The following is a 21,603-nucleotide window of genomic DNA, read 5'->3' on the forward strand; positions in this document are numbered from 1 at the left end:
CCCGAAGATTATTTATCCTGCGGCTTTTCAGTGCGTGCGCTGGCCGTGGTGCTGGATTCTTCCTGATCTGCCGCGAGCTGCTCGGGCGTTTTCTTGGCGTCTTCCTCTTCATCGTCCTTAATAGCACTTTTGAAGCCTTTAAGCGCGCCGCCCAGATCCGAGCCCAGGCTGCGTAATTTTTTGGTGCCAAACAGCAGCACGATGATGAGAGCAATAATGAGCAATTGCCAGATACTGATACCACCGAATCCCATACTTCCTCCGACTGAGCTGACAGCGTGAACCTGCAGCTCGATTTACTGTTTAGATCTGGCTGCCTTCTCGGCCAGACCGGATATGTTAAAGCGCTTTCTCAGTTCTTCCAATACCTGCTCGTGACTGATATCAAGATGACTCAGCATGACCAGGCTGTGAAACCACAAATCGGCTGTTTCGCTAACCAGAGTCTGCGAGTCGCCACCTGACTGCACATCGCGGGCGGCCAGAATGGTTTCCACCGCTTCCTCGCCAACTTTTTCCAGGATTTTGTTTAATCCCCTGTTGTGCAGCGAGGCTACATAGGATGATTCCGGAGAAGCCTGCTTTCGCTGCTCCAGTATGGCAGCCAATTCAGTTAATACATCGCTCATCGGGCCAGCTCACTTATTCCTTGGCGTTAGTCTGGTACATCTGTGCGGGGTCCTTAAGGACATCTTCACAAATCAGCCACTGCGGGCCGCTGTCACTGGCTGTCAACTGGCGGTAGAAGCAGCTCTGGCGGCCAGTGTGACAGGCCACGTCGCCAATCTGTTCCACTTGATAGCAGACAGCATCACCATCGCAGTCCAGTTGGATGTGATGCAGCAACTGTACGTTGCCGGATTCCTCACCCTTGCGCCACAGCTTCTGCCGTGAGCGCGACCAGTATATCGCACGTCCTTCCTGCTGTGACAATGACAGTGCCTGGCGATTGGCCCACGCCACCATCAGGATGCGTCCACTCTTAAAGTCCTGGGCTACAACAGCCACCAGGCCCTTGTCATCCCACTTAACCTGATCCAGCCAGTTAATGTTCACGCCTTCAGTATGCTCTTTCATGGTCTGAAATACAAAGTTGCCATGCCCGCTGCAACAATCAGCACGGCTATAAACATGTGACGCTCGCGGCGGCGCTGTATTTTGGCGCGCTGGCGCTGCTGCCTCAGATTGATCTGCAGCGTGTCATTAATGGCCTGAATCTGTTTGTGCTGATTCAGATTGTCCAGCACCAGTTGAGGCAGGTGTGGAAACTGTTCAACCCAATCGGGCACATGATTCTTCAGTTGCTGCCATAAATAAGACGGCTGCATGCGTTTGCGGTTCCAGCGCTCCAGAAACGGCAGCGCAGTCTGCCACAGATCCAGTTCCGGGTACAGTTGTCGACCCAGGCCTTCGACATTCAACAAGGTTTTCTGCAACAGCACCAATGAGGGCTGTACTTCCATGTCGAAGCGTCCTGCGGTACGGAACAACTGTACCAGCAGGTAACCAAAGGAAATGTCCTTCAGTGGTTTTTCGAAAATAGGTTCGCAGACGGTGCGCATGGCCGCTTCAAATTCCACCACTTTGGTGTCTGGCGGCACCCAGCCGCATTCCACATGCAATTCCGCCACTTTGCGATAATCACGCTTGAAGATGGCTAACAGGTTGCGAGCCAGGTATTGCTGATCGTCGCTGTTCAGAGAGCCGATGATAGCGCAATCAATGGCGATGTAGCGGGGATTCTCCGGATCGGCGGGATCTACAAAAATATTACCCGGGTGCATATCGGCATGAAAGAAGCTGTGCTCGAAGACTTGCGTGAAAAATATCTCGACGCCTGTTTCGGCCAGTTTTTTCAGGTTTACACCATGCGCATTCAAGCGATCAATATCAGATACCGGAATGCCGTGAATGCGTTCGGTCACCAGCATATTGTCGCGACTGACATGCCAATACACTTTGGGCACGTAAAGCAGCGGAGAGTCTTCGAAATTACGACGCAGCAGACTGGTATTGGCACCTTCTGAAGTCAGGTTCAGTTCTCCAAGAATGACGTGTTCGTAGTCAGCAATCACTTCTCTTGGACGCAGCCGTTTCCCTTGCGGCACATACTTTTCTATAAACCGGGCCAGCCACTTGAGAACACGGATATCCTGGCGGATAACGTTTTCGATACCGGGGCGCAGGACCTTGATAACGACCTGTTCACCATCGGGGAGTGTGGCGGCGTGCACCTGGGCGATGGAGGCTGAAGCCAGAGCCTGTGTCTCGACGCTGGCAAAGTGTCCCGACCAGGGACTTTCCAGCGCCTGTTCTATCAGCTCATGAACGGTCGGGCTGGTGAAGCCGGGCACTTTGTCCTGCAGGCTTTGCAGTTCATCACTGATATCTGTGGGCAGGAAGTCGCGGCGCGTGGACAGTAGTTGGCCGAACTTGATGTAGATGGGGCCAAGTTCCTCCAGAGCGGCTTTCAAGCGCTGCGGTGGCGGCAGGCTGCGCACCCGGCTGCCGGTCCATGGTAACCCCCATAGACGCATCGCCCAGCGCAGAGCGAAAGATTGCGAGGTCTGCGGGCTGATCTGATCCAGGCGATATTTGGCGGCAACGGATACAATGCGCAAGAGTCGGGGCAGGTGAATCACCGCAGCGGCCTCAGATGCGCCGCGTCAGTGATTTCATGACTCCGGCCATGAGTTTCATGCCGGCTTTAACCGGCAGGGGCAGCTCGGCACCACCGGCCGCCATGGCGCTGTCACCATGTTTTTTCTCGTCGATGACCATCTGCTTGAGCACGGCGCGGCTTTTGTGGTCGTCAGCGGGCAGGCGCTCCAGGTGATCTTCCAGATGTTCGCAGACTTGCTTTTCGGTTTCGCCCACGAATCCAAGACTCCACTTGTCACCAATCATGCCGGCGGTGGCGCCGACGCCAAAGGACAAGGCGTAAAAAGCCGGATTCAGCAGACTGGGACGGCTATCCAGCGCGTGCAGGCGGTCTTCGCACCAGGCCAGGTGGTCGATCTCTTCTCGCGCCGCGTGATTCATGGACTCGCGCACATCCGGCAATTTTGCTGTCAATGCCTGCCCCTGGTACAGGGCCTGTGCGCACACTTCGCCGGTATGATTAATACGCATCAGCCCAGCGGCCAGTTTTTGCTCAGCCTCGGACAGATCCGATTCCTCAGCCAGCAGCGCCGGCGAGCGGCGGTCAGCGGTATTGCTGCCGGGCACCAGCGTGTGCAGTGCCTGGTCCAGTTGCAGAACCAGACGATCGGCCAGACTGTAATGTTGCTGATTCATGCTGCTTTCCTGCTCGTTGCGTGGGCGGTTTATTCTGCCTGCTCGCGGGCAATGGCCCGGTGGCCAATGTCGCGGCGGTAGTAGATTTTATCCCACTGAATTTTTTCTGCCAGTGCGTAGGCGGCTTTTTGTGCCTGAGTTACCGTATCGCCCAGCGCCACAGCACATAGCACGCGCCCGCCACTGGTTACCACCTGACCGTCTTTCAGCGTTGTACCGGCATGGAAAATCTTGGCACTGTCAGTTTCTACTGCCTTATCCAGTCCGCTGATCGGGACATTTTTGGCATAAGCATCAGGATAACCACCACTGGCCAGTACCACTCCGATACTGGCACGAGAATCCCAGTTGACCGAGCATTGGTCCAGTTCGCCGTCGATGGCGGCCTGGCAAAGCGCGGTGAGGTCAGACTGCAGGCGCATCATGACCGGTTGGGCTTCCGGATCGCCAAAGCGGCAGTTGAATTCGATCACGTTGACCGCACCGTCGGGCGCAATCATCAGGCCGGCGTACAGGAAGCCGGTGTAGGGGTTGCCTTCGGCGGCCATGCCTTTGACAGTAGGCTCAATCACTTCGCGCATGATGCGATCGTGCACATCCTGAGTCACCACCGGTGCAGGTGAGTAGGCACCCATGCCGCCGGTGTTGGGGCCTTTGTCGCCATCATCGCGGGCCTTGTGATCCTGCGAGGTCGCCATAGGCAGAATGTTTTTGCCATCGACCATGACAATAAAGCTGGCTTCTTCGCCCTGCAGGAAAGTCTCGATGACGACGCGGCTGCCGGCATCGCCGAAGCGGTTGCCAGAGAGCATGTCGCGGATCGTGGCCTCAGCCTCGTCCTGCGTCTGAGCAATGATGACGCCTTTGCCGGCGGCCAGACCGTCAGCCTTGATAACAATGGGTGTGCCCTGTTGTTTAACGTAGGCGATGGCCTGATCCGCATCAGTAAAGTTCTGATAGGAGGCGGTAGGAATGTTGTGTCGTGCCAGAAAATCCTTGGTAAACGCCTTGGAGCCTTCCAGTTGTGCAGCCCCTTTGCGAGGCCCAAAACAGCGCAGTCCCTGCTCGCTGAAGTAATCCACCACACCGGCGACCAGCGGCGCTTCCGGGCCCACTACGGTCAATTCCACCTGATTGTTGCGGGCGAATTCAACCAGTGCCGGGAAATCCAGCGGGTCGATGTCGACATTCTGCACACCGGTTTCAGTAGCGGTGCCGGCATTGCCGGGCGCAACAAATACCGTGTTAACCTGCTCAGATTGTGCCAGTTTCCACGCCAGTGCGTGCTCGCGGCCGCCGCTTCCCAATACCAATACGTTCATGCTGATTCCCTGCCTTAGTGTCGGAAGTGGCGGATGCCGGTAAAGACCATGGCCATACCTGCTTCGTCAGCAGCAGCAATGACTTCCTCGTCGCGCATTGAACCGCCGGGCTGGATCACGGCGGTGATGCCGGCCTTGGCGGCTGCATCAATACCATCGCGGAAGGGGAAGAAGGCATCGGATGCCATGACTGAACCTTCTACCACCAGATCTTCATCGGCGGCTTTGATGCCGGCAATTTTGGCGCTGTAAACGCGGCTCATCTGGCCTGCGCCTACACCAATCGTCTGCTGGTTCTTGCAATAAACGATGGCATTGGATTTCACAAACTGTGCTACCGTCCAGGCAAACATCAGATCACTCAGTTCCTGTTCCCTGGGCTGGCGCTTACTGACCACGGTCAGGTCGCTGCGGCTGATCTTGTGGATATCGCGATCCTGCACCAGCAGGCCGCCATTGACGCGTTTGTAGTCCCAGGCCGGTACTGGGTCGGCCGGCCATTCACCGCAGGCCAGCACGCGTACATTGGGTTTGGCGGACAGTATATCCAGAGCATCGTTGTGCACTGATGGTGCGATGATTACTTCGCTGAACTGCTGATCAATGATGGCTTTGGCCGTTGCCGCATCCAGCGGACGGTTGAAGGCGATGATGCCGCCGAAGGCCGAAGTCGGGTCGGTGCGGAAGGCCAGCTGGTAGGCCTCAGTTATGTCTGCGGCAACCGCCACCCCGCAGGGGTTGGCGTGTTTTACAATCACGCAGGCTGGGTCGTCAAAACTTTTTACGCACTCCAGTGCCGCATCGGTATCGGCGATATTGTTGTAGGACAGCTCTTTGCCCTGCAGTTGCTCGGCAGTGCTGACACTGGCTTCCTGTGGTGCCTTTTCTACGTAAAACGCCGCATTCTGATGCGGGTTTTCGCCGTAACGCAGTACCTGCTTCTGCACGAACTGACTGCTGAAGGTGCGCGGGAATTCGCCGCCGGTGACGCGCTTGCCCAGATAGTTGGCAATGGCGGCATCGTAGGCGGCGGTGTGTTCAAAGGTTTTTACCGCCAGATCGAAGCGTGTGCTGTCTGTCAGCCCGCCGGCATTTATTTTCATCTCTTCGATCACGGTGCTGTAGTCTGACGGATTAACCACCACAGCCACCCAATTGTGATTTTTGGCCGCTGCGCGCAGCATGGTCGGACCGCCGATGTCGATGTTCTCAATGGCCATGGGCAGGTCGCAATCCGGGCGCGCGACTGTCGCCTCAAACGGATACAGGTTGACCACGACCAGATCAATGGCAGGTATGTCGTGCTCCTGCATGACTTTGCCATCAATATCGCGACGCGCCAGAATGCCGCCATGCACGCGGGGGTGCAATGTCTTGACGCGGCCGTCCATCATTTCCGGAAAACCGGTGTAATCGGAAATTTCGATGGCGGGAATATTGTTCTCTGTCAGCAGGCGGTAAGTGCCGCCGGTGGACAGAATTTCGACACCGGCCTGATGAAGTGAACGGGCAAAATCAGCAATACCGGTTTTGTCCGACACGCTGATTAATGCACGACGGATAACGGCTGTATTCTCAGTAGACATAGGCTCAATTTCTAGGTTTGAAACGGGTGGGAAATGCTGGATTGGCGGGATCAGACCCGCAATCCATACTGGCGTATCTTTTTGCGTAGAGTACCACGATTGAGCCCCAGCATGGTAGAGGTGCGGCTCTGGTTGCCGCCATTGTGGTCCAGAACGGCCTGGATTAGCGGTGGCTCAATTTCGCTGAGCACCAGCTCATAAAGATTGGTGACCAGGCCTTCGTCGTCTTCTTCAATATCGCCCAGATAAACCGCCATGGAACGCTCGACGGCCTGGCGCAGACTGAAGGGTTCGGCAAGCTCGTCTTTTTTCATAGAGGTCCGTCTGACTGTATTAAATTGTTGCGTAATTTTTCATGATAAGCCGACAGGATGTCACGCTGCTCCACGGCATCCCGGGTGGTCATGAAATGCGCTTTGAGTTCAGCGCCGCCGGGCAGTGCCTTACTGTACCAATCTATGTGCTTGCGGGCAAAGAGTGCGCCTTTGAAGTCGCCGTAAAATGCCAGCAGCGCGTGAATGTGATCCAGCATCAACGTGCTGATATCGATGGCTGGCGGGTTATGTTCCAGTTCCCCGTTGTTCAGGTAGCGATGAATCTGTCTGAATATCCAGGGCTGGCCCTGCGCGGCACGGCCAATCATCAGGCCATCAGCACCGGTGTGACGCAGCACATAGGCCGCCTTTTCAGGGCTGTTGATATCTCCGTTGGCAATCACCGGAATGCTGACGGATTGCTTGATAGCGGCAATGGTGTCGTACTCTGCATCGCCCATAAAGCGGCACTCTCGGGTGCGTCCGTGTATGCTCAGCATGGCAATACCGCTGTCTTCGGCAATGCGCGCAATCAGCGGGCCGTTGCGTTCTTTACGGCTCCAGCCGGTGCGGGTTTTCAGGGTCACCGGGATGTCCACGGCGGCCACCACGGCGCACAGGATGCGTTCAACCAGATCGGGATCCTGCATCAGTGCTGAGCCGGATGCGCGTTTGAGTACTTTCTTGGCCGGACAGCCCATGTTGATGTCGATGACCTCAGCGCCCATGTCGGCATTTTTGCGTGCGGCATCGGCCATCATTTGTGGATCATAACCGGCGATCTGCACGATCTCAGGGCCGCAGTTGTCAGAGCGTTTCAGGCGCAGGCGATTTTTTTCGCTGCTCCAGACGCTGGAGTCTGCCGGGACCATTTCTGCGATGGTGAGAGTGGCGCCCTGCTGCAGGCAGATCTCCCGGAATGGCAGATCGCTGACACCCACCATGGGTGCCAGCATGATGGGACACTGCAGCGTATGTTTTCCCAGCTGGAAACCCGCCGTCTGAATGCGTTTGTACGCCGTTTCAGCGGGCCGGTGCAGGGCGTTGTCAGCAAGAGCGGCCAGTGTCATGGCAATTCTGCCGGTTCAATCAGTGATAGTTGGTAGTTTATGGCATCGTCGCCGGGACTGGCGAAGGCCAGTTCGGCAGATATCAACTCCCCTGCACCCAGGATGAGGTTGTCAGGTGTTCGGTCGGCGACGTAATGTCTGGCGCTGAATTGTCGGCCAGCGATGGGGTCGCCTTGCGGGCTGGTGAACTGCAGAATCATGTCGGGCAGCGGCTGTGCAAAGTCAGCCCGGTTTTGCATGGAAAGCGTCAGGACAGTGATGTTTCGATAGTCCGGGTGATCATTCAGCTTAAGCTCGGTTACCTGAATCCGGGAGGGGTCAGACAAGGGCGGCAGCGCGCAGCCGACTAGTTCGCAGGCATAACTCATGATCGCCCGGGAAGTGGCCTGAGCTAATATTTGCTGTTGATAAAAATAAGATAGCTGGCCGAACAATGAGGTCACTAACACGAGAATCAGAATAAGCAGGCCGGTTGTCCGCCACCCGCTTCTGATGGGTTTTTCATCGGCTGATAATTGCAGCGGCTCATCAAGGTGAGGCAGCTCGTCGGCTGGTGTTTTTGCTTCGATCAGTGTCCACATAAGTCTGTCAGCCTCCTGGCGCCCGGCGCACACCGGTCACGCAAACCCACTCGTCACGCACAATGGGCTCCTGCAGATCGAAGCCTTGCCGGTAAGCTTCGATCAGGCCATTGGTCTGTTCTGACAACACGCCCGACAGTGCAAGCTGGCCGCCGGTTCTGGTCAGGCCGGTCAATATCGGGGTCAGCTCAACCAGAGGGCCGGAAAGGATATTGGCGACCATGATGTCGGCCGGTGCGTGCTGTTCCCCCGGTAAATGAACTGTCAGCTGGCCGGCGGCAATACCATTGGCGTCGCGATTATTGGCCGTGGCAATCAGCGCCTGTGGATCATTATCAATGGCAATGACCTGGCGGGCGCCCAGCAGCACGGCGGCAATCGCCAGAATGCCGGAGCCGCAGCCGTAATCAATGACAGTTTTATCCGTCAGGTCCAGGCCGTCCAGCCATTCCAGGCACATTGCAGTGGTCGGATGTGTGCCGGAACCGAAGGCCAGACCTGGATCCAGCAAGATGTTGACGGCCCCGGGATCCTGCGGTTGGCACCAGGTGGGGCAGACCCACAGTCGCCTGCCAAATCGTATGGGTTTGAACTCATCCATCCAGGCCCGTTCCCAGTCCTGATCGTCGATTTGCTCAACAATAAGGTCACGGTCTTCAAGACGGCTGGCTGATTTGACGGTCGTGAGAATATCTTCCAGATCAGCATCGGCCTCAAACAGTACGCTCAGCAGGGTCTGTTGCCATAGCGGTGTGCTGTCAGGGTCTAATTGGAAAACGGGTTCATCTTCGGCGTCCAGAAATGACACTGACACAGCGCCCAGAGACTGGAACAGTTGTTCCATCTGCGGGGCTTCTGTGTCAGTGATTCTGGCTTTTATCTGCTGCCAGGGCATTATCTTGGCCTCATTACATGCGTGGTGTGCGTGCCTTTATTTGGCAGCGTCACTCAGCATGTGCTCCAGATAATGAATGTTGACGCCACCTTTACGGAAGTTAGGGTCGCGCAATATGTCCTTGTGCAAGGCGATATTGGTACGAATGCCATCAATCAGGATTTCATCCAGCGCGTTCTGCATTCTCACCAGGGCTTCTTCCCGGCTGGCGCCAAAACTGATGAGCTTGCCAATCAGCGAGTCATAATAAGGCGGGACGGTGTAGCCGCTGTAAATGTGCGAGTCGACCCGTATGCCGTGACCGCCAGGTGCATGGTACAGATTGATCTTGCCGGGGCAGGGCATAAATGAACTGGGATCCTCGGCATTGATCCGGCACTCCAGCGAGTGGCCGCTGATTTTGACGTCTTCCTGGCGAATGGACAGAGGCATGCCGCTGGCAATTTTTAGCTGCTCTTTAACGATGTCGACGCCGGTGACCATTTCGGTGACCGGGTGCTCCACCTGCACACGCGTGTTCATCTCAATGAAATAAAACTGCTCGTCCTGATACAGGAATTCCAGGGTGCCGGCGCCGCGATATTTCATCAACTGGCAGGCTTTGATACAGGTTTCGGCTACCTGCTGGCGCACGTCGTCGGGTATGCCTGGCGCAGGAGCCTCTTCAATGACTTTCTGGTGGCGACGTTGCATGGAGCAGTCACGGTCACCCAGGTAAAGCGCATTGCCCTGGCCGTCACCCAACACCTGAATTTCAACGTGGCGCGGGTTTTCCAGAAATTTTTCCAGGTAAACAGTGTCATTTCCGAAGGCGGCTTTGGCTTCGGACTTGGTGACGTAAATGCCTTTCAGCAGGGATGCTTCGCTGTGCACAACGCGCATGCCGCGACCACCACCGCCGGCGGCTGCCTTGATGATGACAGGGTAGCCGATACGCCGGGCAATGCTCAGCGTGCGTTCGTTATCATCATCCAGTGGGCCGTCGGAGCCGGGAACAGTGGGGACGCCAGCTTTTTTCATGGCTTCGATGGCTGACACTTTGTCGCCCATCAGGCGGATGGTTTCGGCGCGCGGTCCGATAAATGTGAATCCGCTGCGTTCCACCTGCTCGGCAAAATCGGCGTTTTCAGACAGGAAACCATAACCGGGGTGGATGGCGACGGCGTCTGTCACTTCTGTGGCGGCAATAATGGCCGGTACATTCAGGTAACTCTGCGCGGCGCTGGCCGGGCCAATGCAAACTGATTCGTCAGCCAGTCGCACGTGCATCAGGTCGCGGTCGGCGCTGGAGTGCACGGCCACCGTCTTAATGCCCAGCTCCTTGCAGGCGCGCAGGATGCGCAGTGCGATCTCCCCGCGATTGGCTATGAGAACTTTATCAAGCATCTTGTTAGACCCTTATACGATGGTGACCAGTGCCTGATCGAATTCAACGGGTTCGCCGTCCTGTACCAGAATGGCTTCAATAACGCCGGCGTGATCGGCTTCAATCTGGTTCATCATTTTCATGGCTTCGATGATGCAGATTACATCACCGGCCTTGACCTGTTTACCAACTTCCACAAAGGGTGGTGAAGAGGGCGATGGTGAACGGTAGAAGGTGCCAACCATGGGTGATTTGACCACATTGCCGCGAACTTTCGGGCTGGCCTCTTTACTGCTCTCCGTTGCAGCAGGCGCTGGAGCTGGAGCCGGGGCTGCGGCGGCAGGTGCAGGGGCGGGCATTGTCTGGTACTGCACGGGTGCCGGGACAGCAGTGCTGGCCCGGCTGATGCGAACGGCTTCCTCACCCTCCTTGATTTCGATCTCTGCTACATCTGAGGACTCGAGCAGTTCGATGAGTTTTTTTACTTTTCTGATATCCATGATCTTATCTCTTTTGCCGGTAGTTGGTTATTATCTGTGTCTGTTATCGGTTTGAATTCAATGTGTATCCGTCAGCCTGGTCAGCGCGGCCTGCAGTGCCAGATCGTAACTTAGTGAGCCCAGTCCGGTAATTGTGCCCAGGGCGATATCCGAAAAATAGGACTTATGCCGGAAGGGTTCACGTTTGTGGACGTTTGACAGATGTACTTCGATAAAAGGAATGCTGGTGCCCAGTAATGCATCTCGCAACGCGATGCTGGTGTGTGTAAAGGCGGCTGGATTGAAAATGATCATGTTGATGCCTTCACGGCGCGCATCGTGGATGCGCTCAATCAGTTCATACTCGGCGTTGCTTTGCAGGTGCAGCAGGTGGTGGCCTGCAGCCAGGCAGGTGCTGCTGAGCCTGGCATTGATGTCATCCAGAGTTTCATGACCGTAGACTTCGGGCTCACGGTTTCCCAGCAGGTTCAGGTTGGGGCCGTGTAATACCAGGATTGTTGCCATAGTCGGAGTCCAGCCGTAGCGCTTGTGCCAGCGAAATTTGTCAGAGGATCGAGATTTTCGCAGATTTTCGCTGGATTTTCACTACTCAATTATGGCTTTTCTATGATCTTTTCGGCTTAACGAAAAATTTCCGTCTGTCGGGTAGTGGGGGGGTAGCACAGGCCGGCTTCCGCACAGCCCTGGAAGTCGATTTCCAGCGTGAAGGGGGTTTCTATATCACTGACAGGCAGGATAATGCGTAATTGATGGTAATAAACCGTGACTTCGCCAAAAAATTCGTCGAAGTGCTCGACGCCCTCTGGCAATTGCAGGGGCAGTTCGGTGCTGTTGCCATCTGCCGTGATGGCCCGCATGCTGAATTTGTCTGCATACAGATAGTATTCGGGAGCGATGGTCCAGTGCACTGAGACCTGGTTCTGGCTGTCCAGGCTGGTATAGAAGCTGAAGGCCTGGTCAACATCCAGAAAGCGCGGAGTAGTGTCACCAAATACGCTGCTCTGGGCATGCAGTAAGGTGCTCGAGACTGCCGCACACAGCAGTGCGGCGATCAGGATCAGCGGCGCACGCCTCGCATGCGCCCGGTTCATGCCGCTATTAAGCCTGATAGCGCTCAAAAATGAGAGTCGCATTGGTACCACCGAATCCGAAGCTGTTGGACATGACGCAGTTCAGCGTGACATCGTCGATGCGTTTAGTCGCAATGTTCAGACCTTCGGCTTCCGGCACAAGTTCCTCAATATTGGCTGAGGCGCTGACAAAGTTGTGCTGCATCATCAATAAACTGTAAATCGCTTCTTGTGCGCCCGTTGCACCCAATGAGTGGCCTGTCAGTGACTTGGTGGAGTTAATAATGGGCGAGTAATCAGTAAATACCTGCTTGATGCCGCCCAGCTCCGTGACATCGCCCACCGGTGTGCTGGTGCCGTGAGTGTTCAGATAGTCGACTGGTTTGTTGGCAGTGGCCATAGCCATTTTCATACAGCGCACTGCGCCTTCGCCGGAGGGAGCAACCATGTCGTAACCGTCAGAAGTTGCGCCATAGCCAGTAATTTCGGCGTAAATTTTAGCACCGCGGGCCAGGGCGTGATCCAGAGCTTCGATGACCAGAACCGCGCCACCGCCCGCGATGACAAAGCCGTCGCGGCTGACATCAAATGGTCGTGATGCCTTGGTCGGTTCATGGTTATGTGTGGTGGTCAATGCACCCATGGCGTCAAACAGGTTGGTCAACGTCCAGTGTTCTGATTCGCCGCCCCCCGCAAAAACCATGTCTTGCTTGCCCATCTGGATCAGTTCAACCGCGTTGCCGATGCAGTGTGCGCTGGTAGCGCAGGCAGAGGAAATGGAGTAATTCACGCCCTTGATTTTGAACGGTGTTGCCAGGCAGGCAGATACTGTGCTGCCCATGGTGCGAGGCACGCGATAGGGGCCGATTTTGCGCAAGCCCTTGGTGCGCAGAATATCGGCAGCCTCCACCTGATCGGCCGATGAGGAGCCGCCGGCGCCCATGATAATGCCGGTGCGCTCGTTGGAGACTTCATCGTCGCTCAGGCCGGCATCTTTGATGGCCTGGTCCATGGCGATATAGCCATACGCGGCCGCATCGCCCATAAATCGCAGCACTTTGCGGTCGATGTGTTCTTCGAAGTTAATATCCACCCGGCCGGAAATATGCGCCCGCAGCCCCATTTCTTCGTAAACCGGGTTGAAGGTAATGCCGCTGCGGCCTTCCTTTAATGATTCGAGCACGGTCGGAATGTCGTTACCGATGCAGGAAACAATACCAATGCCAGTGACAACAACGCGTCTCATAGGTACCTCTGTGTAGCTCTGTTTCAGAATTTGGCGTCAGGCGTGAACAGGCCGACCTTCAGGTTTTTGGTGGTGTAGATGACTTTGCCGTCAACCGCTACGGTGCCATCTGCAATGCCCATCACCAGTTTACGCTCGATGATGCGGCTGAGGGAAATCTCATAAGTGACTTTTTTGGCGGTGGGCAGAATTTCGCCACTGAACTTGACTTCGCCGGCGCCCAGGGCGCGACCTTTGCCCAGATTGCCTCGCCAGCCAAGATAAAAGCCCACCAGTTGCCACATGGCGTCCAGCCCGAGGCAGCCCGGCATCACCGGATCTTCGGGGAAGTGGCAAGCAAAAAACCACAGATCAGGATGGATGTCGAGCTCAGCAATGATTTGACCTTTTCCGTACTCACCACCGTGATCGTTGATATTGGTGATGCGATCCAACATCAGCATATTGCCGACGGGCAGGCGCGCGTTGCCGGGGCCGAACATGCGCCCATATCCGCATTCAATCAGCTCGTCTTTTTCATAGGCGTTTTTGGGCGTAAATCCTGTATTCATAAGCCGCGAGGGTTACCTGTCTGCTGCAAAGCGTGCAATATTATCGCGACAGGGCAAAATAATCGATAATATTTTGCCCTGTCCTGACGAAACGCCGCCAATTGGGATAGACTTGCCGCGCAAAACTGTAAAGGAAGCAACATGATTATCCCCGTAATATTGGCGGGTGGCAGCGGCACACGCCTGTGGCCCCTGTCCCGACATCTGACACCCAAACAATTTGTCGATATTGCCAGCCTTGACGAGGGTAAAACCCTGTTCCAGAGCACATTTGCCCGTCTTCAGGGGGTACCCGAGTTGGCACCCGCCATCGTCATCTGCAACGAAGAACATCGGTTTTTGGCAGCAGAACAGATTCGTCAGTTATCCCTGAGCGGGCAGGTCAGCCCAGAGACGACATTGCTGTTGGAGCCTGCAGGGCGCAACACGGCGCCGGCGCTGACATTGGCGGCACTGGTGGCAATGCAGATGCAGCAATTGCAAGCAGAGCGGTCAAGGGAAACCCCAGAGATATCGACAGCTGAGACGGGCACTCCGGTATTGCTGGTTTTGCCGGCCGATCATGTCATCGCAGACACGGCAGAGTTTCAGCGCTGTGTCGCCATCGCTTCGCAGCAGGCTCAACAAGGTCGACTGGTGACCTTTGGAATCGAGCCGACCTATGCCGAAACGGGATACGGCTATATTCAGGCCGGGGCAGCGCTGGTTGAGGGGAATGCGCTGCAGGTCGCGCGGTTTGTTGAGAAGCCGGATCAGCAGACAGCCGAACAATACCTTGCTTCTGGTGATTATCTTTGGAATAGCGGCATGTTCATGATGCGGGCTGATGTCTGGCTGCGTGAACTGGCCACCTATGCGCCGCAGATTGACGAGGCTTGCCGGCAGGCCTGCAGCACCGTGGCACATGACGGTGACTTTGTGCGGGTTAATGCGGAAGCGTTCAGTCAGTCACCTTCAGACTCAATTGACTATGCTGTTATGGAACACACCCGGCAGGCGGCCGTTGTGCCAATGGCGGCAGGATGGAGCGATCTGGGCGCGTGGTCGGCTTTGTGGCAGGCCGGTCAGGGCAAGGATTCACAAAACAATATGGTCTGCGGCGATGTTTATCTGGACGAGGTTCGTGACAGCTATGTTCACGCCGGTTCGCGTCTGGTGGCAGCAATTGGCATCGATAATGCAGTCATCGTTGAAACCGCCGACGCGGTGCTGGTGACCAATAAGGATAATACCCAGGCCGTCAAGAAAGTGGTGCAGTGGCTGGAGTCTCAACAACGGTCCGAAGCCAGCACGCATACCCTGGTCTTCCGTCCCTGGGGCTCCTATGAAAGCCTGGCGACAGGTGAGGGTTTTCAGGTCAAGCGTATACGCGTCCGGCCCGGTGCCGCGCTGTCTTTGCAAATGCACCATCACAGGGCAGAGCACTGGGTGGTGCTCAGCGGGGTGGCAACGGTAACCTGTGATGACCGGGTATTCGATCTCAGGTCCAATGAGTCGACATTCATACCGCTGGGCAGCCGTCACCGCTTACAAAATAACCGGGACGAGTGGGTCGAATTAATTGAAGTACAGACCGGCAGCTATCTGGGTGAAGATGACATCGTCCGGTTTGATGATGTATATGGACGCAGCTGAGCGGCTGTCTTCGCTAAAGACAACAAGGAGCACGTAACTGATGATCAAAAAATGCCTTTTTCCTGCTGCCGGTTACGGCACGCGATTTCTGCCGGCCACCAAGGCCATGCCCAAGGAGATGCTGACACTGGTTAATAAACCATTAATCCAATACGGCGTTGAAGAGGCGCTGGCGGCTGGTATCACCGGCATGGCCATTGTGACCGGTCGCGGTAAACGTGCCATCGAGGACCATTTTGATATCAGTTATGAGCTGGAACACCAGATTGCCGGAACATCCAAGGAAAAGGCTCTGGCGGATATCCGGCACATTATCGACGTCTGCACCTTCTCATACACCCGGCAGATTGAAATGAAAGGTCTGGGACATGCGATTCTGACCGGCGAGACGCTGGTGGGTGATGAGCCGTTTGCCGTCATCCTGGCTGACGACTATTGTGTGGCCGAACCTGACCCGGTGCTGTTGCAGATGGTCAGGCTCTACGAGCAGCACAAGTGCAGTATTGTGGCCATAGAAGAGGTGCCGCGCGAAGAAACCTTTAAGTATGGTGTGATTGGTGGTGAAGAAGAGTCTGAGGGTGTATTCCGCATCAATCAGATGGTTGAGAAACCGGATCCTGCCGATGCGCCTTCCAACCTGGCGATTATTGGTCGTTACATTCTGACGCCGGATATCTTTGACATTCTGCGCAGCACGCCGCCGGGTCGCAACGGTGAGTTGCAGATTACTGACGCCTTGATGACACAGGCTGCCGAAGGCCGCGTGCTGGGTTATCGATTTAAGGGGCGCCGCTTCGATTGCGGCAGCGTGGAAGGTTTTGTGCAAGCCACTAATCATTGCTATGAGAATTACTACAAGGCCGGGTAATAAATCAGTCGACACAAAAAGGAATTGAAAGGTGCAGATAACCTGTTTCAAAGCTTACGATATCCGCGGCCGTGTGCCCGATCAGTTAAATGAAGACGTCGCCTGGCGCATAGGGCGTGCAACGGCGGAATTTTTGCAGGCCGATACCATGGTGGTTGGACATGACATTCGCCTGAGCAGTCGCGCGTTGTGCGATGCTCTTATCAAAGGTTTGACTGAAGGCGGGGTGGATGTCATTGATATCGGCCAATGCGGAACCGAGGAAATCTACTTTGCAACTTCGCACCTGAAGGTTGGTGGTGGCATTGTTGTGACCGCCAGTCACAATCCTATGGACTATAACGGCATGAAACTGGTGCGCGAGCAGTCGCGCCCCATCAGTGGTGATACCGGTCTGAACGACATCAAGCGTCTGGCAGAAGCGGGTGACTTTAAACCTGTTGCTACGCCGGGCAGTGTCAGCCGTGAGAATACCCGGCCTGCGTATATCGAGCACCTGCTGACCTATATCGATGTGTCAGAGTTAAAGCCGTTAAAGCTGGTTGTGAATGCGGGCAATGGCGGCGCAGGTGTGGTGCTGGATGCTCTGGCAGAGCAGCTGCCATTTGAGGTGGTTCGTGTGCATCACGAGCCGGACGGCCACTTCCCGAACGGTGTGCCAAACCCTTTGTTGGAGGAGAACCGCGCCCCGACAGTGCTGGCCATTCGCGAACACGGCGCCGATCTGGGCATCGCCTGGGATGGTGATTTTGACCGGTGTTTCTTTTTTGATGAGCGTGGCGACTTTATCGAAGGGTATTACATCGTCGGTTTGCTGGCGCAGAGCTTTCTGCACAAGCAGCCAGGGTCAGCGATCATTCACGACCCGCGTCTGACCTGGAATACACAGGCTATCTGTGAATCCATGGGTGGTCGCGCGATTCAGTGCAAAACCGGTCACGCCTTTATCAAAGAGCGTATGCGCCAGGAAGATGCGGTGTATGGCGGCGAAATGAGCGCTCACCATTATTTTCGTGATTTTGCTTATTGCGACAGCGGTATGATTCCCTGGTTGCTGGTAACAGAATTGATGTCAAAGACCGGCAAACCTCTGTCAGAGTTGGTCGCCGAACGCATGGCGGCTTTTCCGGCCAGTGGTGAGATAAACCGCACTGTAGAGGATGCCGCCGCTTTGTTGGAAAAGGTTGAATCACTCTATGCTGATCAGGCGGTTGCCATCGATCACACTGACGGACTCAGCATGAACTTTGATCAGTGGCGTTTTAATCTGCGAATGTCCAATACTGAGCCGGTGGTGCGACTGAATGTCGAGTCGCGCGCTGATCAACAATTAATGCAAGAGAAGACTGCTGAGCTATTGGCGCTGTTCTAGTATCATCCGATAACGAAAAGCATCCTGGCTCTCGACTGTAAAGCCGTGATGGCAATAAAAGTGATAGGCAGGATTGTTGCGCAGCACGCTCAGCCTTATTGGCTGCGCGTCACTTTTACCCTGTTGCAGGATGTGCTGAAGTATTTGACTGCCATATCCGTGGCGCTGCCATTGTGGCGCCACGAGTAACATGTCAAGCAGCAAGTGGTCAGTTTTTTGTTTCAGGCTGTAAGCGCCTATTTGTGTGATCGGCTGCGTGATGTCCCGGGGAGTGTTACCCTGCACGCTGCGATCAGTCAGGCTCACAATAATCAGGCCGGATGAGCGGATGTTTTCATCAAATCCGTGACGCTGAAACAGTTCATTCCAGCCCCAGGTCTGGTCGATATACTCTTTCATGGTGGCGCGAAATAACTGGTATGCCCAGTCCATATCGTCCGGTTTGGCTTTTCGGTAATGCAATGTGCTCATGTCAGCTCAACGATTAACCGGTGTTGCCAGTTTGCGCTTCCATCCCAGTTGTTTTTCAATAGCGCTGATCATCGCTCCGGCAAGATCTTTGCCGCATACTTCTTCCAGATCATCCAGCGCTGGCGAGCTGGTCACTTCCAGGATCAGCGGGCCTTTTCTGGAACGCAGTATATCGACGCCGGCCACCTTCAGGCCAATGCTTTTTGCGGCCTTGATGGCCAGTTTTCTCTCGTCGGCGCTGATGCGTGCTGCCAGTAATCGGCTTTGTTGTTTGTGATGTCGGAACTGTCCGGGGATGCCCTGGCGTTCAACCGCGCAGACTACCTTGCCGTCAATCACCAATAGTCGCAGCGATTTGCCGTCGGCCTCTTTGATGTACTCCTGAACGAGCAAGTTAGCCTGTAGCGACTTAAAGGCATTGATCAGGCTTTCACCGGCGGTCCTAGACTCGGCCAGCACCACACCGCGGCGCTGGGGTCCTTCCAGCAATTTAACGATCATCGGTGCGCCATTCACCATGTCGATCAGCTCGTCGGTATCCAGGGGACTGTCGGCAAAGCCGGTGGTAGGAATAGGCAGGCCCTGTTGTAGCAGGTGCTGCAGCGAGTAAAGTTTGTCGCGTGAGTGTGAAATGGCTTCGGCACTGTTCAGAGAGAAAATGCCCAGACTTTCAAACTGTCTGACCAGCGCGCAGCCATAAAAAGTCAGGTCCGGTCGGATGCGAGGCACCACGGCGTCCAGTTTGTTCAGAAGACGGCCGCCACGGTAATGAATCTCCGGGTGTTCAGCGTCCAGCTTCATATAACACTGGCGAATGTCATAAAAACGGATGCGATGACCACGTTCTTCGCCGGCTTCCAGGATGCGCTGGTTGCTTGGCAGTTCCGGATTGCTGGCCAGCAGGCCAATGCGCAGGCCGGATGCCTCGCGGGTATGGGCCTGATAAAGCTGGTCGACCTGCTTGTCTTTGATCTGTCCGCACAGAAAGCCAGCGGCCGGGTCGACCAGAATCCTGCCGTGCATGGCCTGACGGCCCAGCAACATGCGGTAACCCATAGAGTCGCGATTGGTGAGTGTTAACTCAACCGGCCAGGACTGTTCATGCAGGCGCAGTTCTGTGCGCACTACAAAACGCTTTTCGCCGATGCCGCTGGAACTTTTCACAACACGCTTGTCGATGACTTCGGCCTCGCAGCGGATAATGGTGCGGCGGTTGTTCTGCAGCGGATGTACTTCAAAACTGACCCAGGATTGGCCACTTCGGGAGAACGGACGGATATTGAAGGCGTGCAGGGAAGAAGTTTTTGCGCCGGAATCAACCCGTGCTTTGACGGCCGGAATACCAAGGGCCGGCAGCGCGCACCATTCCTCACTACCAACGATGATTTTATTGTTCAGGTCGGCGGAGTCACTCACTGTGCGTGTCCTGTTGGCGGCATAGTTGAATCAATGCGGCAGTTGATGGGTCAAGGTCGTCGGTTGGCATGCTGTGGTCATTCAAGGCATTAAATACCGGCGTGCTTAATTGTTTGCCCAGCTCAACGCCCCATTGATCAAAGGGGTTCAGATTCCACAGAACACCTTGTGTGAAGACCTTGTGCTCATAGAGCGCGATCAGGCTGCCCAGGTTAAAGGGGTTCAGCTCGTCCAATAGCAGCACGGTGCTGGGGCGATTACCGGGTATCCGTTTGTGTCTGGCCAACTGTCGCGCGTCTGCTTCTTCGTGTCCGCTGTTCTGCAGCTCTTCAAAAGCCTGTTGTTCGGATTTGCCCAGCATCAGGGCTCTGCTCTGCGCCAGGCAGTTGGCCAGCAATTGCTGATGCTGAAGAAGCGACTGGCCCTCGCCGGGAGATTTTTTTATGGCAATAAAGTCAGCCGGAATCAGATCCGTGCCCTGGTGCAGGAGCTGATGGAATGAATGCTGACCGTTGGTGCCTGCGCTACCCCAGATCACGGCGCCGCTGTGCTCGGCCAGCGGCTCACCTTGGCGATTCGTGGACTTGCCCAGACTCTCCATGTCCAGCTGCTGAAGAAATGCCGGGAACAGATGCAGATCCTGAGCATAGGGCAGAACAGCCTGGCTTCCGCAGCCCCAGTAGTTTCGATACCAGACGCTGAGCAGCGCCATAATGACAGGTATATTGCCCGCCAGCGGCGCTGACAGAAAATGCCTGTCCATGTGTGCGGCGCCCGCCAGCAATTGTCTGAACACGTCCATGCTGGTCGCCAGCGCGATGGGTAGGCCAATGGCTGACCAGAGTGAGAAACGCCCTCCTACCCAATCCCACATCGGGAAGACGTTCTCGGCAGCGATGCCGAAATCTTGTGCGGCCTGTGAGTTGCTGCTGACCGCCACGAAATGGCGGCTGATATCCCGACCGCCCTGCTGTTTGAACCACTCGCAGGCCAGTCTGGCGTTTTGCAGAGTCTCGAGGGTGCTGAAAGACTTTGAGGCGACTATAAACAGTGTGGTCCCCGCGTCGGCTTTGCGAAGATGGCTTTGCAGGTGTGCCGGGTCGACATTGGAGACGAAGTCACATTTGATGCCATGATGATGAAAGGCGCGTAACGCCGCCGTTGCCATGGATGGACCCAGATCTGAACCGCCAATGCCGATATTGATGATCTGCCTGATGGGCTGACCGGTGTCTCCCCGCCATTCGCCACTATGCACCTGCTGCACAAAGTGCTGCATGCGATCCAGGCCGACCGAGACCTGTTCAGCTATCTCTGATCTCATGGCGGGTTTGTGTCCCCGCAATGCCACATGCAGGGCAGGTCGGTGCTCAGTGTTGTTGACGTGGGCGCCATCAAACATGGCCTGGCGTTGCGCATCGAGTCCTGAGTGCTCGGCCAGTGCCAGCAACAGTTTGAAGGCAGGCGGGTCCAACAGATTTTTGCTGAAGTCGACGTGCAGTGCACCACAGTGCAGAGTCATTGCTGGCACGCGTCGGGAATCTTCCGAGAACAGATTTTGCAGCAGGGAGGTCTGGCTGGCCAGCTGCGACTGGTGCTGGCGTAAAGATTGCCGAATTGCCTGAATTTCTGTCCTTGTCATGAAATCCCAAAGCCCTGCAGGTAAAGCGGTAACTTAGCTGATAACAGTCGACCGATCAATTGTCTTGTCAGGTGAAAAAAAAGTTGATCAAATATTATTTCGTTGATAGGATGCGCGCCCTGTACAGAGACACATTTGTACCGCCGACATAGCTCAGCTGTGGTAGAGCAACTGACTTGTAATCAGTAGGTCCCGGGTTCGACTCCTGGTGTCGGCACCACTTCCCGAATTACCTTCCAGCTTATCAGTATCTTTCATTAGAAGAATGCGCTTCATATTGCTGTCGCGATTCTCATCGCGCATTACTTTCTTGATTTCAAATAATTTCTGCCGCGTTTGTGAAAGAAGTCACTATTTGTTACATTCTTATCACAGAATTGCAACATTCCGCCGGATTTTCA

Annotated in this window: 23 protein-coding genes, 1 tRNA gene and 1 pseudogene; 4 read left to right on the forward strand and 21 right to left on the reverse strand. The window is 55.4% G+C overall.

What is annotated here, in order from left to right:
• Nucleotides 1–8: 8 nt before the first annotated feature.
• The 17 genes from tatA to fabA all read right to left on the reverse strand — a co-directional run bounded on the left by tatA (nucleotide 9) and on the right by fabA (nucleotide 13,798).
• Complete coding sequence (tatA, locus tag PS2015_RS02470; RefSeq protein ID WP_058020677.1) at nucleotides 9–254, reverse strand: twin-arginine translocase TatA/TatE family subunit; 246 nt, start codon at nucleotides 252–254, stop codon at nucleotides 9–11.
• A gap of 42 nt (nucleotides 255–296) precedes the next feature.
• On the reverse strand, nucleotides 297–629 hold the full coding sequence (locus PS2015_RS02475) for a phosphoribosyl-ATP diphosphatase (RefSeq protein ID WP_058020678.1): 333 nt from the start codon (nucleotides 627–629) through the stop codon (nucleotides 297–299).
• Nucleotides 630–642: 13 nt separating this feature from the next.
• Entirely contained in the window at nucleotides 643–1,077 is a 435-nt protein-coding gene (gene hisI, locus PS2015_RS02480) for a phosphoribosyl-AMP cyclohydrolase (RefSeq protein WP_058020679.1), read from the reverse strand.
• Nucleotides 1,074–2,642, reverse strand: coding sequence for a ubiquinone biosynthesis regulatory protein kinase UbiB (gene ubiB / locus PS2015_RS02485; protein WP_058020680.1), 1,569 nt, complete (start codon nucleotides 2,640–2,642; stop codon nucleotides 1,074–1,076). The genes hisI and ubiB overlap by 4 nt, the downstream gene beginning before the upstream one ends.
• A gap of 10 nt (nucleotides 2,643–2,652) precedes the next feature.
• Nucleotides 2,653–3,297, reverse strand: coding sequence for a 2-polyprenyl-3-methyl-6-methoxy-1,4-benzoquinone monooxygenase (coq7, locus tag PS2015_RS02490; RefSeq protein ID WP_058020681.1), 645 nt, complete (start codon nucleotides 3,295–3,297; stop codon nucleotides 2,653–2,655).
• 29 nt (nucleotides 3,298–3,326) lie between these two features.
• A complete protein-coding gene (purD, locus tag PS2015_RS02495; RefSeq protein ID WP_058020682.1) occupies nucleotides 3,327–4,619 on the reverse strand; it encodes a phosphoribosylamine--glycine ligase in 1,293 nt (430 codons plus the stop codon).
• Nucleotides 4,620–4,633: 14 nt separating this feature from the next.
• A complete protein-coding gene (purH, locus tag PS2015_RS02500; RefSeq protein WP_058020683.1) occupies nucleotides 4,634–6,205 on the reverse strand; it encodes a bifunctional phosphoribosylaminoimidazolecarboxamide formyltransferase/IMP cyclohydrolase in 1,572 nt (523 codons plus the stop codon).
• Nucleotides 6,206–6,255: 50 nt separating this feature from the next.
• Nucleotides 6,256–6,519: a helix-turn-helix domain-containing protein gene (locus tag PS2015_RS02505; RefSeq protein ID WP_058020684.1), complete on the reverse strand. Its 264-nt coding sequence runs from the start codon at nucleotides 6,517–6,519 to the stop codon at nucleotides 6,256–6,258.
• A complete protein-coding gene (gene dusB / locus PS2015_RS02510) occupies nucleotides 6,516–7,589 on the reverse strand; it encodes a tRNA dihydrouridine synthase DusB (RefSeq protein WP_082627921.1) in 1,074 nt (357 codons plus the stop codon). Before dusB ends, PS2015_RS02505 begins: the two co-directional genes overlap by 4 nt.
• Nucleotides 7,586–8,170, reverse strand: a complete 585-nt coding sequence (locus PS2015_RS02515; protein ID WP_058020685.1) for a DUF3426 domain-containing protein — start codon at nucleotides 8,168–8,170, stop codon at nucleotides 7,586–7,588. The genes dusB and PS2015_RS02515 overlap by 4 nt, the downstream gene beginning before the upstream one ends.
• A 7-nt stretch (nucleotides 8,171–8,177) precedes the next feature.
• Nucleotides 8,178–9,065 carry a 50S ribosomal protein L11 methyltransferase gene (gene prmA, locus PS2015_RS02520; RefSeq protein WP_058020686.1) on the reverse strand — a complete coding sequence of 296 codons (888 nt, stop codon included), beginning with the start codon at nucleotides 9,063–9,065 and terminating at the stop codon, nucleotides 8,178–8,180.
• A gap of 36 nt (nucleotides 9,066–9,101) precedes the next feature.
• The gene (gene accC, locus PS2015_RS02525; protein WP_058020687.1) at nucleotides 9,102–10,451 is read right to left on the reverse strand and encodes an acetyl-CoA carboxylase biotin carboxylase subunit; all 1,350 of its coding nucleotides are present in this window, start codon (nucleotides 10,449–10,451) and stop codon (nucleotides 9,102–9,104) included.
• Between the two features lie 12 nt (nucleotides 10,452–10,463).
• On the reverse strand, nucleotides 10,464–10,931 hold the full coding sequence (gene accB, locus PS2015_RS02530) for an acetyl-CoA carboxylase biotin carboxyl carrier protein (protein ID WP_058020688.1): 468 nt from the start codon (nucleotides 10,929–10,931) through the stop codon (nucleotides 10,464–10,466).
• Nucleotides 10,932–10,988: 57 nt separating this feature from the next.
• Complete coding sequence (aroQ, locus tag PS2015_RS02535; RefSeq protein WP_058020689.1) at nucleotides 10,989–11,435, reverse strand: type II 3-dehydroquinate dehydratase; 447 nt, start codon at nucleotides 11,433–11,435, stop codon at nucleotides 10,989–10,991.
• A 116-nt stretch (nucleotides 11,436–11,551) separates the two neighbouring features.
• Nucleotides 11,552–12,064, reverse strand: a complete 513-nt coding sequence (locus tag PS2015_RS02540) for a protein-disulfide reductase DsbD domain-containing protein (RefSeq protein WP_082627922.1) — start codon at nucleotides 12,062–12,064, stop codon at nucleotides 11,552–11,554.
• Nucleotides 12,030–13,247 carry a beta-ketoacyl-ACP synthase I gene (gene fabB / locus PS2015_RS02545; protein ID WP_058020691.1) on the reverse strand — a complete coding sequence of 406 codons (1,218 nt, stop codon included), beginning with the start codon at nucleotides 13,245–13,247 and terminating at the stop codon, nucleotides 12,030–12,032. The genes PS2015_RS02540 and fabB overlap by 35 nt, the downstream gene beginning before the upstream one ends.
• A gap of 23 nt (nucleotides 13,248–13,270) precedes the next feature.
• Nucleotides 13,271–13,798, reverse strand: coding sequence for a bifunctional 3-hydroxydecanoyl-ACP dehydratase/trans-2-decenoyl-ACP isomerase (gene fabA / locus PS2015_RS02550; protein WP_058020692.1), 528 nt, complete (start codon nucleotides 13,796–13,798; stop codon nucleotides 13,271–13,273).
• A gap of 141 nt (nucleotides 13,799–13,939) precedes the next feature.
• Between fabA and PS2015_RS02555 the strand changes: the two genes are divergently transcribed.
• Genes PS2015_RS02555 through PS2015_RS02565 form a run of 3 tightly spaced genes read left to right on the forward strand, consistent with a single transcriptional unit; the run spans nucleotide 13,940 to nucleotide 17,673 of the window.
• Nucleotides 13,940–15,433 (forward strand): mannose-1-phosphate guanylyltransferase/mannose-6-phosphate isomerase, encoded by a 1,494-nt coding sequence (locus PS2015_RS02555; RefSeq protein ID WP_058020693.1) that lies wholly within the window; start codon nucleotides 13,940–13,942, stop codon nucleotides 15,431–15,433.
• Nucleotides 15,434–15,473: 40 nt separating this feature from the next.
• On the forward strand, nucleotides 15,474–16,301 hold the full coding sequence (galU, locus tag PS2015_RS02560) for a UTP--glucose-1-phosphate uridylyltransferase GalU (RefSeq protein ID WP_058020694.1): 828 nt from the start codon (nucleotides 15,474–15,476) through the stop codon (nucleotides 16,299–16,301).
• Nucleotides 16,302–16,332: 31 nt separating this feature from the next.
• Complete coding sequence (locus tag PS2015_RS02565) at nucleotides 16,333–17,673, forward strand: phosphohexomutase domain-containing protein (RefSeq protein ID WP_058020695.1); 1,341 nt, start codon at nucleotides 16,333–16,335, stop codon at nucleotides 17,671–17,673.
• Here the strand turns inward: PS2015_RS02565 and PS2015_RS02570 are convergent.
• The 4 genes and pseudogenes from PS2015_RS02570 to pgi all read right to left on the reverse strand — a co-directional run bounded on the left by PS2015_RS02570 (nucleotide 17,656) and on the right by pgi (nucleotide 21,202).
• Nucleotides 17,656–18,144 (reverse strand): GNAT family N-acetyltransferase, encoded by a 489-nt coding sequence (locus tag PS2015_RS02570; RefSeq protein ID WP_058020696.1) that lies wholly within the window; start codon nucleotides 18,142–18,144, stop codon nucleotides 17,656–17,658. The genes PS2015_RS02565 and PS2015_RS02570 overlap by 18 nt on opposite strands.
• Nucleotides 18,145–18,150: 6 nt before the next feature.
• Complete coding sequence (locus PS2015_RS15930; RefSeq protein ID WP_335338265.1) at nucleotides 18,151–19,059, reverse strand: RimK family alpha-L-glutamate ligase; 909 nt, start codon at nucleotides 19,057–19,059, stop codon at nucleotides 18,151–18,153.
• A gap of 81 nt (nucleotides 19,060–19,140) precedes the next feature.
• Nucleotides 19,141–19,560: pseudogene (locus PS2015_RS15935) on the reverse strand (ATP-dependent zinc protease family protein); the annotation flags it as partial.
• The gene (gene pgi / locus PS2015_RS02580; protein WP_058020697.1) at nucleotides 19,553–21,202 is read right to left on the reverse strand and encodes a glucose-6-phosphate isomerase; all 1,650 of its coding nucleotides are present in this window, start codon (nucleotides 21,200–21,202) and stop codon (nucleotides 19,553–19,555) included. The gene pgi and the pseudogene PS2015_RS15935, both read right to left, overlap by 8 nt.
• A 142-nt stretch (nucleotides 21,203–21,344) precedes the next feature.
• On the opposite strand from pgi, the gene PS2015_RS02585 reads away from it, so the two are divergent.
• Nucleotides 21,345–21,422, forward strand: a tRNA-Thr gene (locus PS2015_RS02585).
• Nucleotides 21,423–21,603 lie beyond the last annotated feature (181 nt).

Source organism: Pseudohongiella spirulinae, assembly GCF_001444425.1.
Taxonomy (GTDB): Bacteria; Pseudomonadota; Gammaproteobacteria; order Pseudomonadales; family Pseudohongiellaceae; genus Pseudohongiella; species Pseudohongiella spirulinae.

Excerpts from the sequence above, each read along its gene's own strand:
- purH (WP_058020683.1), bottom strand. The coding sequence starts at position 6,205 with ATGTCTACTGAGAATACAGCCGTTATCCGTCGTGCATTAATCAGCGTG.
- PS2015_RS02555 (WP_058020693.1), top strand. The coding sequence starts at position 13,940 with ATGATTATCCCCGTAATATTGGCGGGTGGCAGCGGCACACGCCTGTGG.
- tatA (WP_058020677.1), bottom strand. The coding sequence starts at position 254 with ATGGGATTCGGTGGTATCAGTATCTGGCAATTGCTCATTATTGCTCTC.
- dusB (WP_082627921.1), bottom strand. The coding sequence starts at position 7,589 with ATGACACTGGCCGCTCTTGCTGACAACGCCCTGCACCGGCCCGCTGAA.
- hisI (WP_058020679.1), bottom strand. The coding sequence starts at position 1,077 with ATGAAAGAGCATACTGAAGGCGTGAACATTAACTGGCTGGATCAGGTT.
- coq7 (WP_058020681.1), bottom strand. The coding sequence starts at position 3,297 with ATGAATCAGCAACATTACAGTCTGGCCGATCGTCTGGTTCTGCAACTG.
- PS2015_RS02570 (WP_058020696.1), bottom strand. The coding sequence starts at position 18,144 with ATGAGCACATTGCATTACCGAAAAGCCAAACCGGACGATATGGACTGG.
- PS2015_RS02505 (WP_058020684.1), bottom strand. The coding sequence starts at position 6,519 with ATGAAAAAAGACGAGCTTGCCGAACCCTTCAGTCTGCGCCAGGCCGTC.
- aroQ (WP_058020689.1), bottom strand. The coding sequence starts at position 11,435 with ATGGCAACAATCCTGGTATTACACGGCCCCAACCTGAACCTGCTGGGA.
- pgi (WP_058020697.1), bottom strand. The coding sequence starts at position 21,202 with ATGACAAGGACAGAAATTCAGGCAATTCGGCAATCTTTACGCCAGCAC.
- PS2015_RS02515 (WP_058020685.1), bottom strand. The coding sequence starts at position 8,170 with ATGTGGACACTGATCGAAGCAAAAACACCAGCCGACGAGCTGCCTCAC.
- accC (WP_058020687.1), bottom strand. The coding sequence starts at position 10,451 with ATGCTTGATAAAGTTCTCATAGCCAATCGCGGGGAGATCGCACTGCGC.
- purD (WP_058020682.1), bottom strand. The coding sequence starts at position 4,619 with ATGAACGTATTGGTATTGGGAAGCGGCGGCCGCGAGCACGCACTGGCG.
- prmA (WP_058020686.1), bottom strand. The coding sequence starts at position 9,065 with ATGCCCTGGCAGCAGATAAAAGCCAGAATCACTGACACAGAAGCCCCG.
- PS2015_RS02540 (WP_082627922.1), bottom strand. The coding sequence starts at position 12,064 with ATGCGACTCTCATTTTTGAGCGCTATCAGGCTTAATAGCGGCATGAAC.
- fabB (WP_058020691.1), bottom strand. The coding sequence starts at position 13,247 with ATGAGACGCGTTGTTGTCACTGGCATTGGTATTGTTTCCTGCATCGGT.
- accB (WP_058020688.1), bottom strand. The coding sequence starts at position 10,931 with ATGGATATCAGAAAAGTAAAAAAACTCATCGAACTGCTCGAGTCCTCA.
- PS2015_RS02475 (WP_058020678.1), bottom strand. The coding sequence starts at position 629 with ATGAGCGATGTATTAACTGAATTGGCTGCCATACTGGAGCAGCGAAAG.
- fabA (WP_058020692.1), bottom strand. The coding sequence starts at position 13,798 with ATGAATACAGGATTTACGCCCAAAAACGCCTATGAAAAAGACGAGCTG.
- galU (WP_058020694.1), top strand. The coding sequence starts at position 15,474 with ATGATCAAAAAATGCCTTTTTCCTGCTGCCGGTTACGGCACGCGATTT.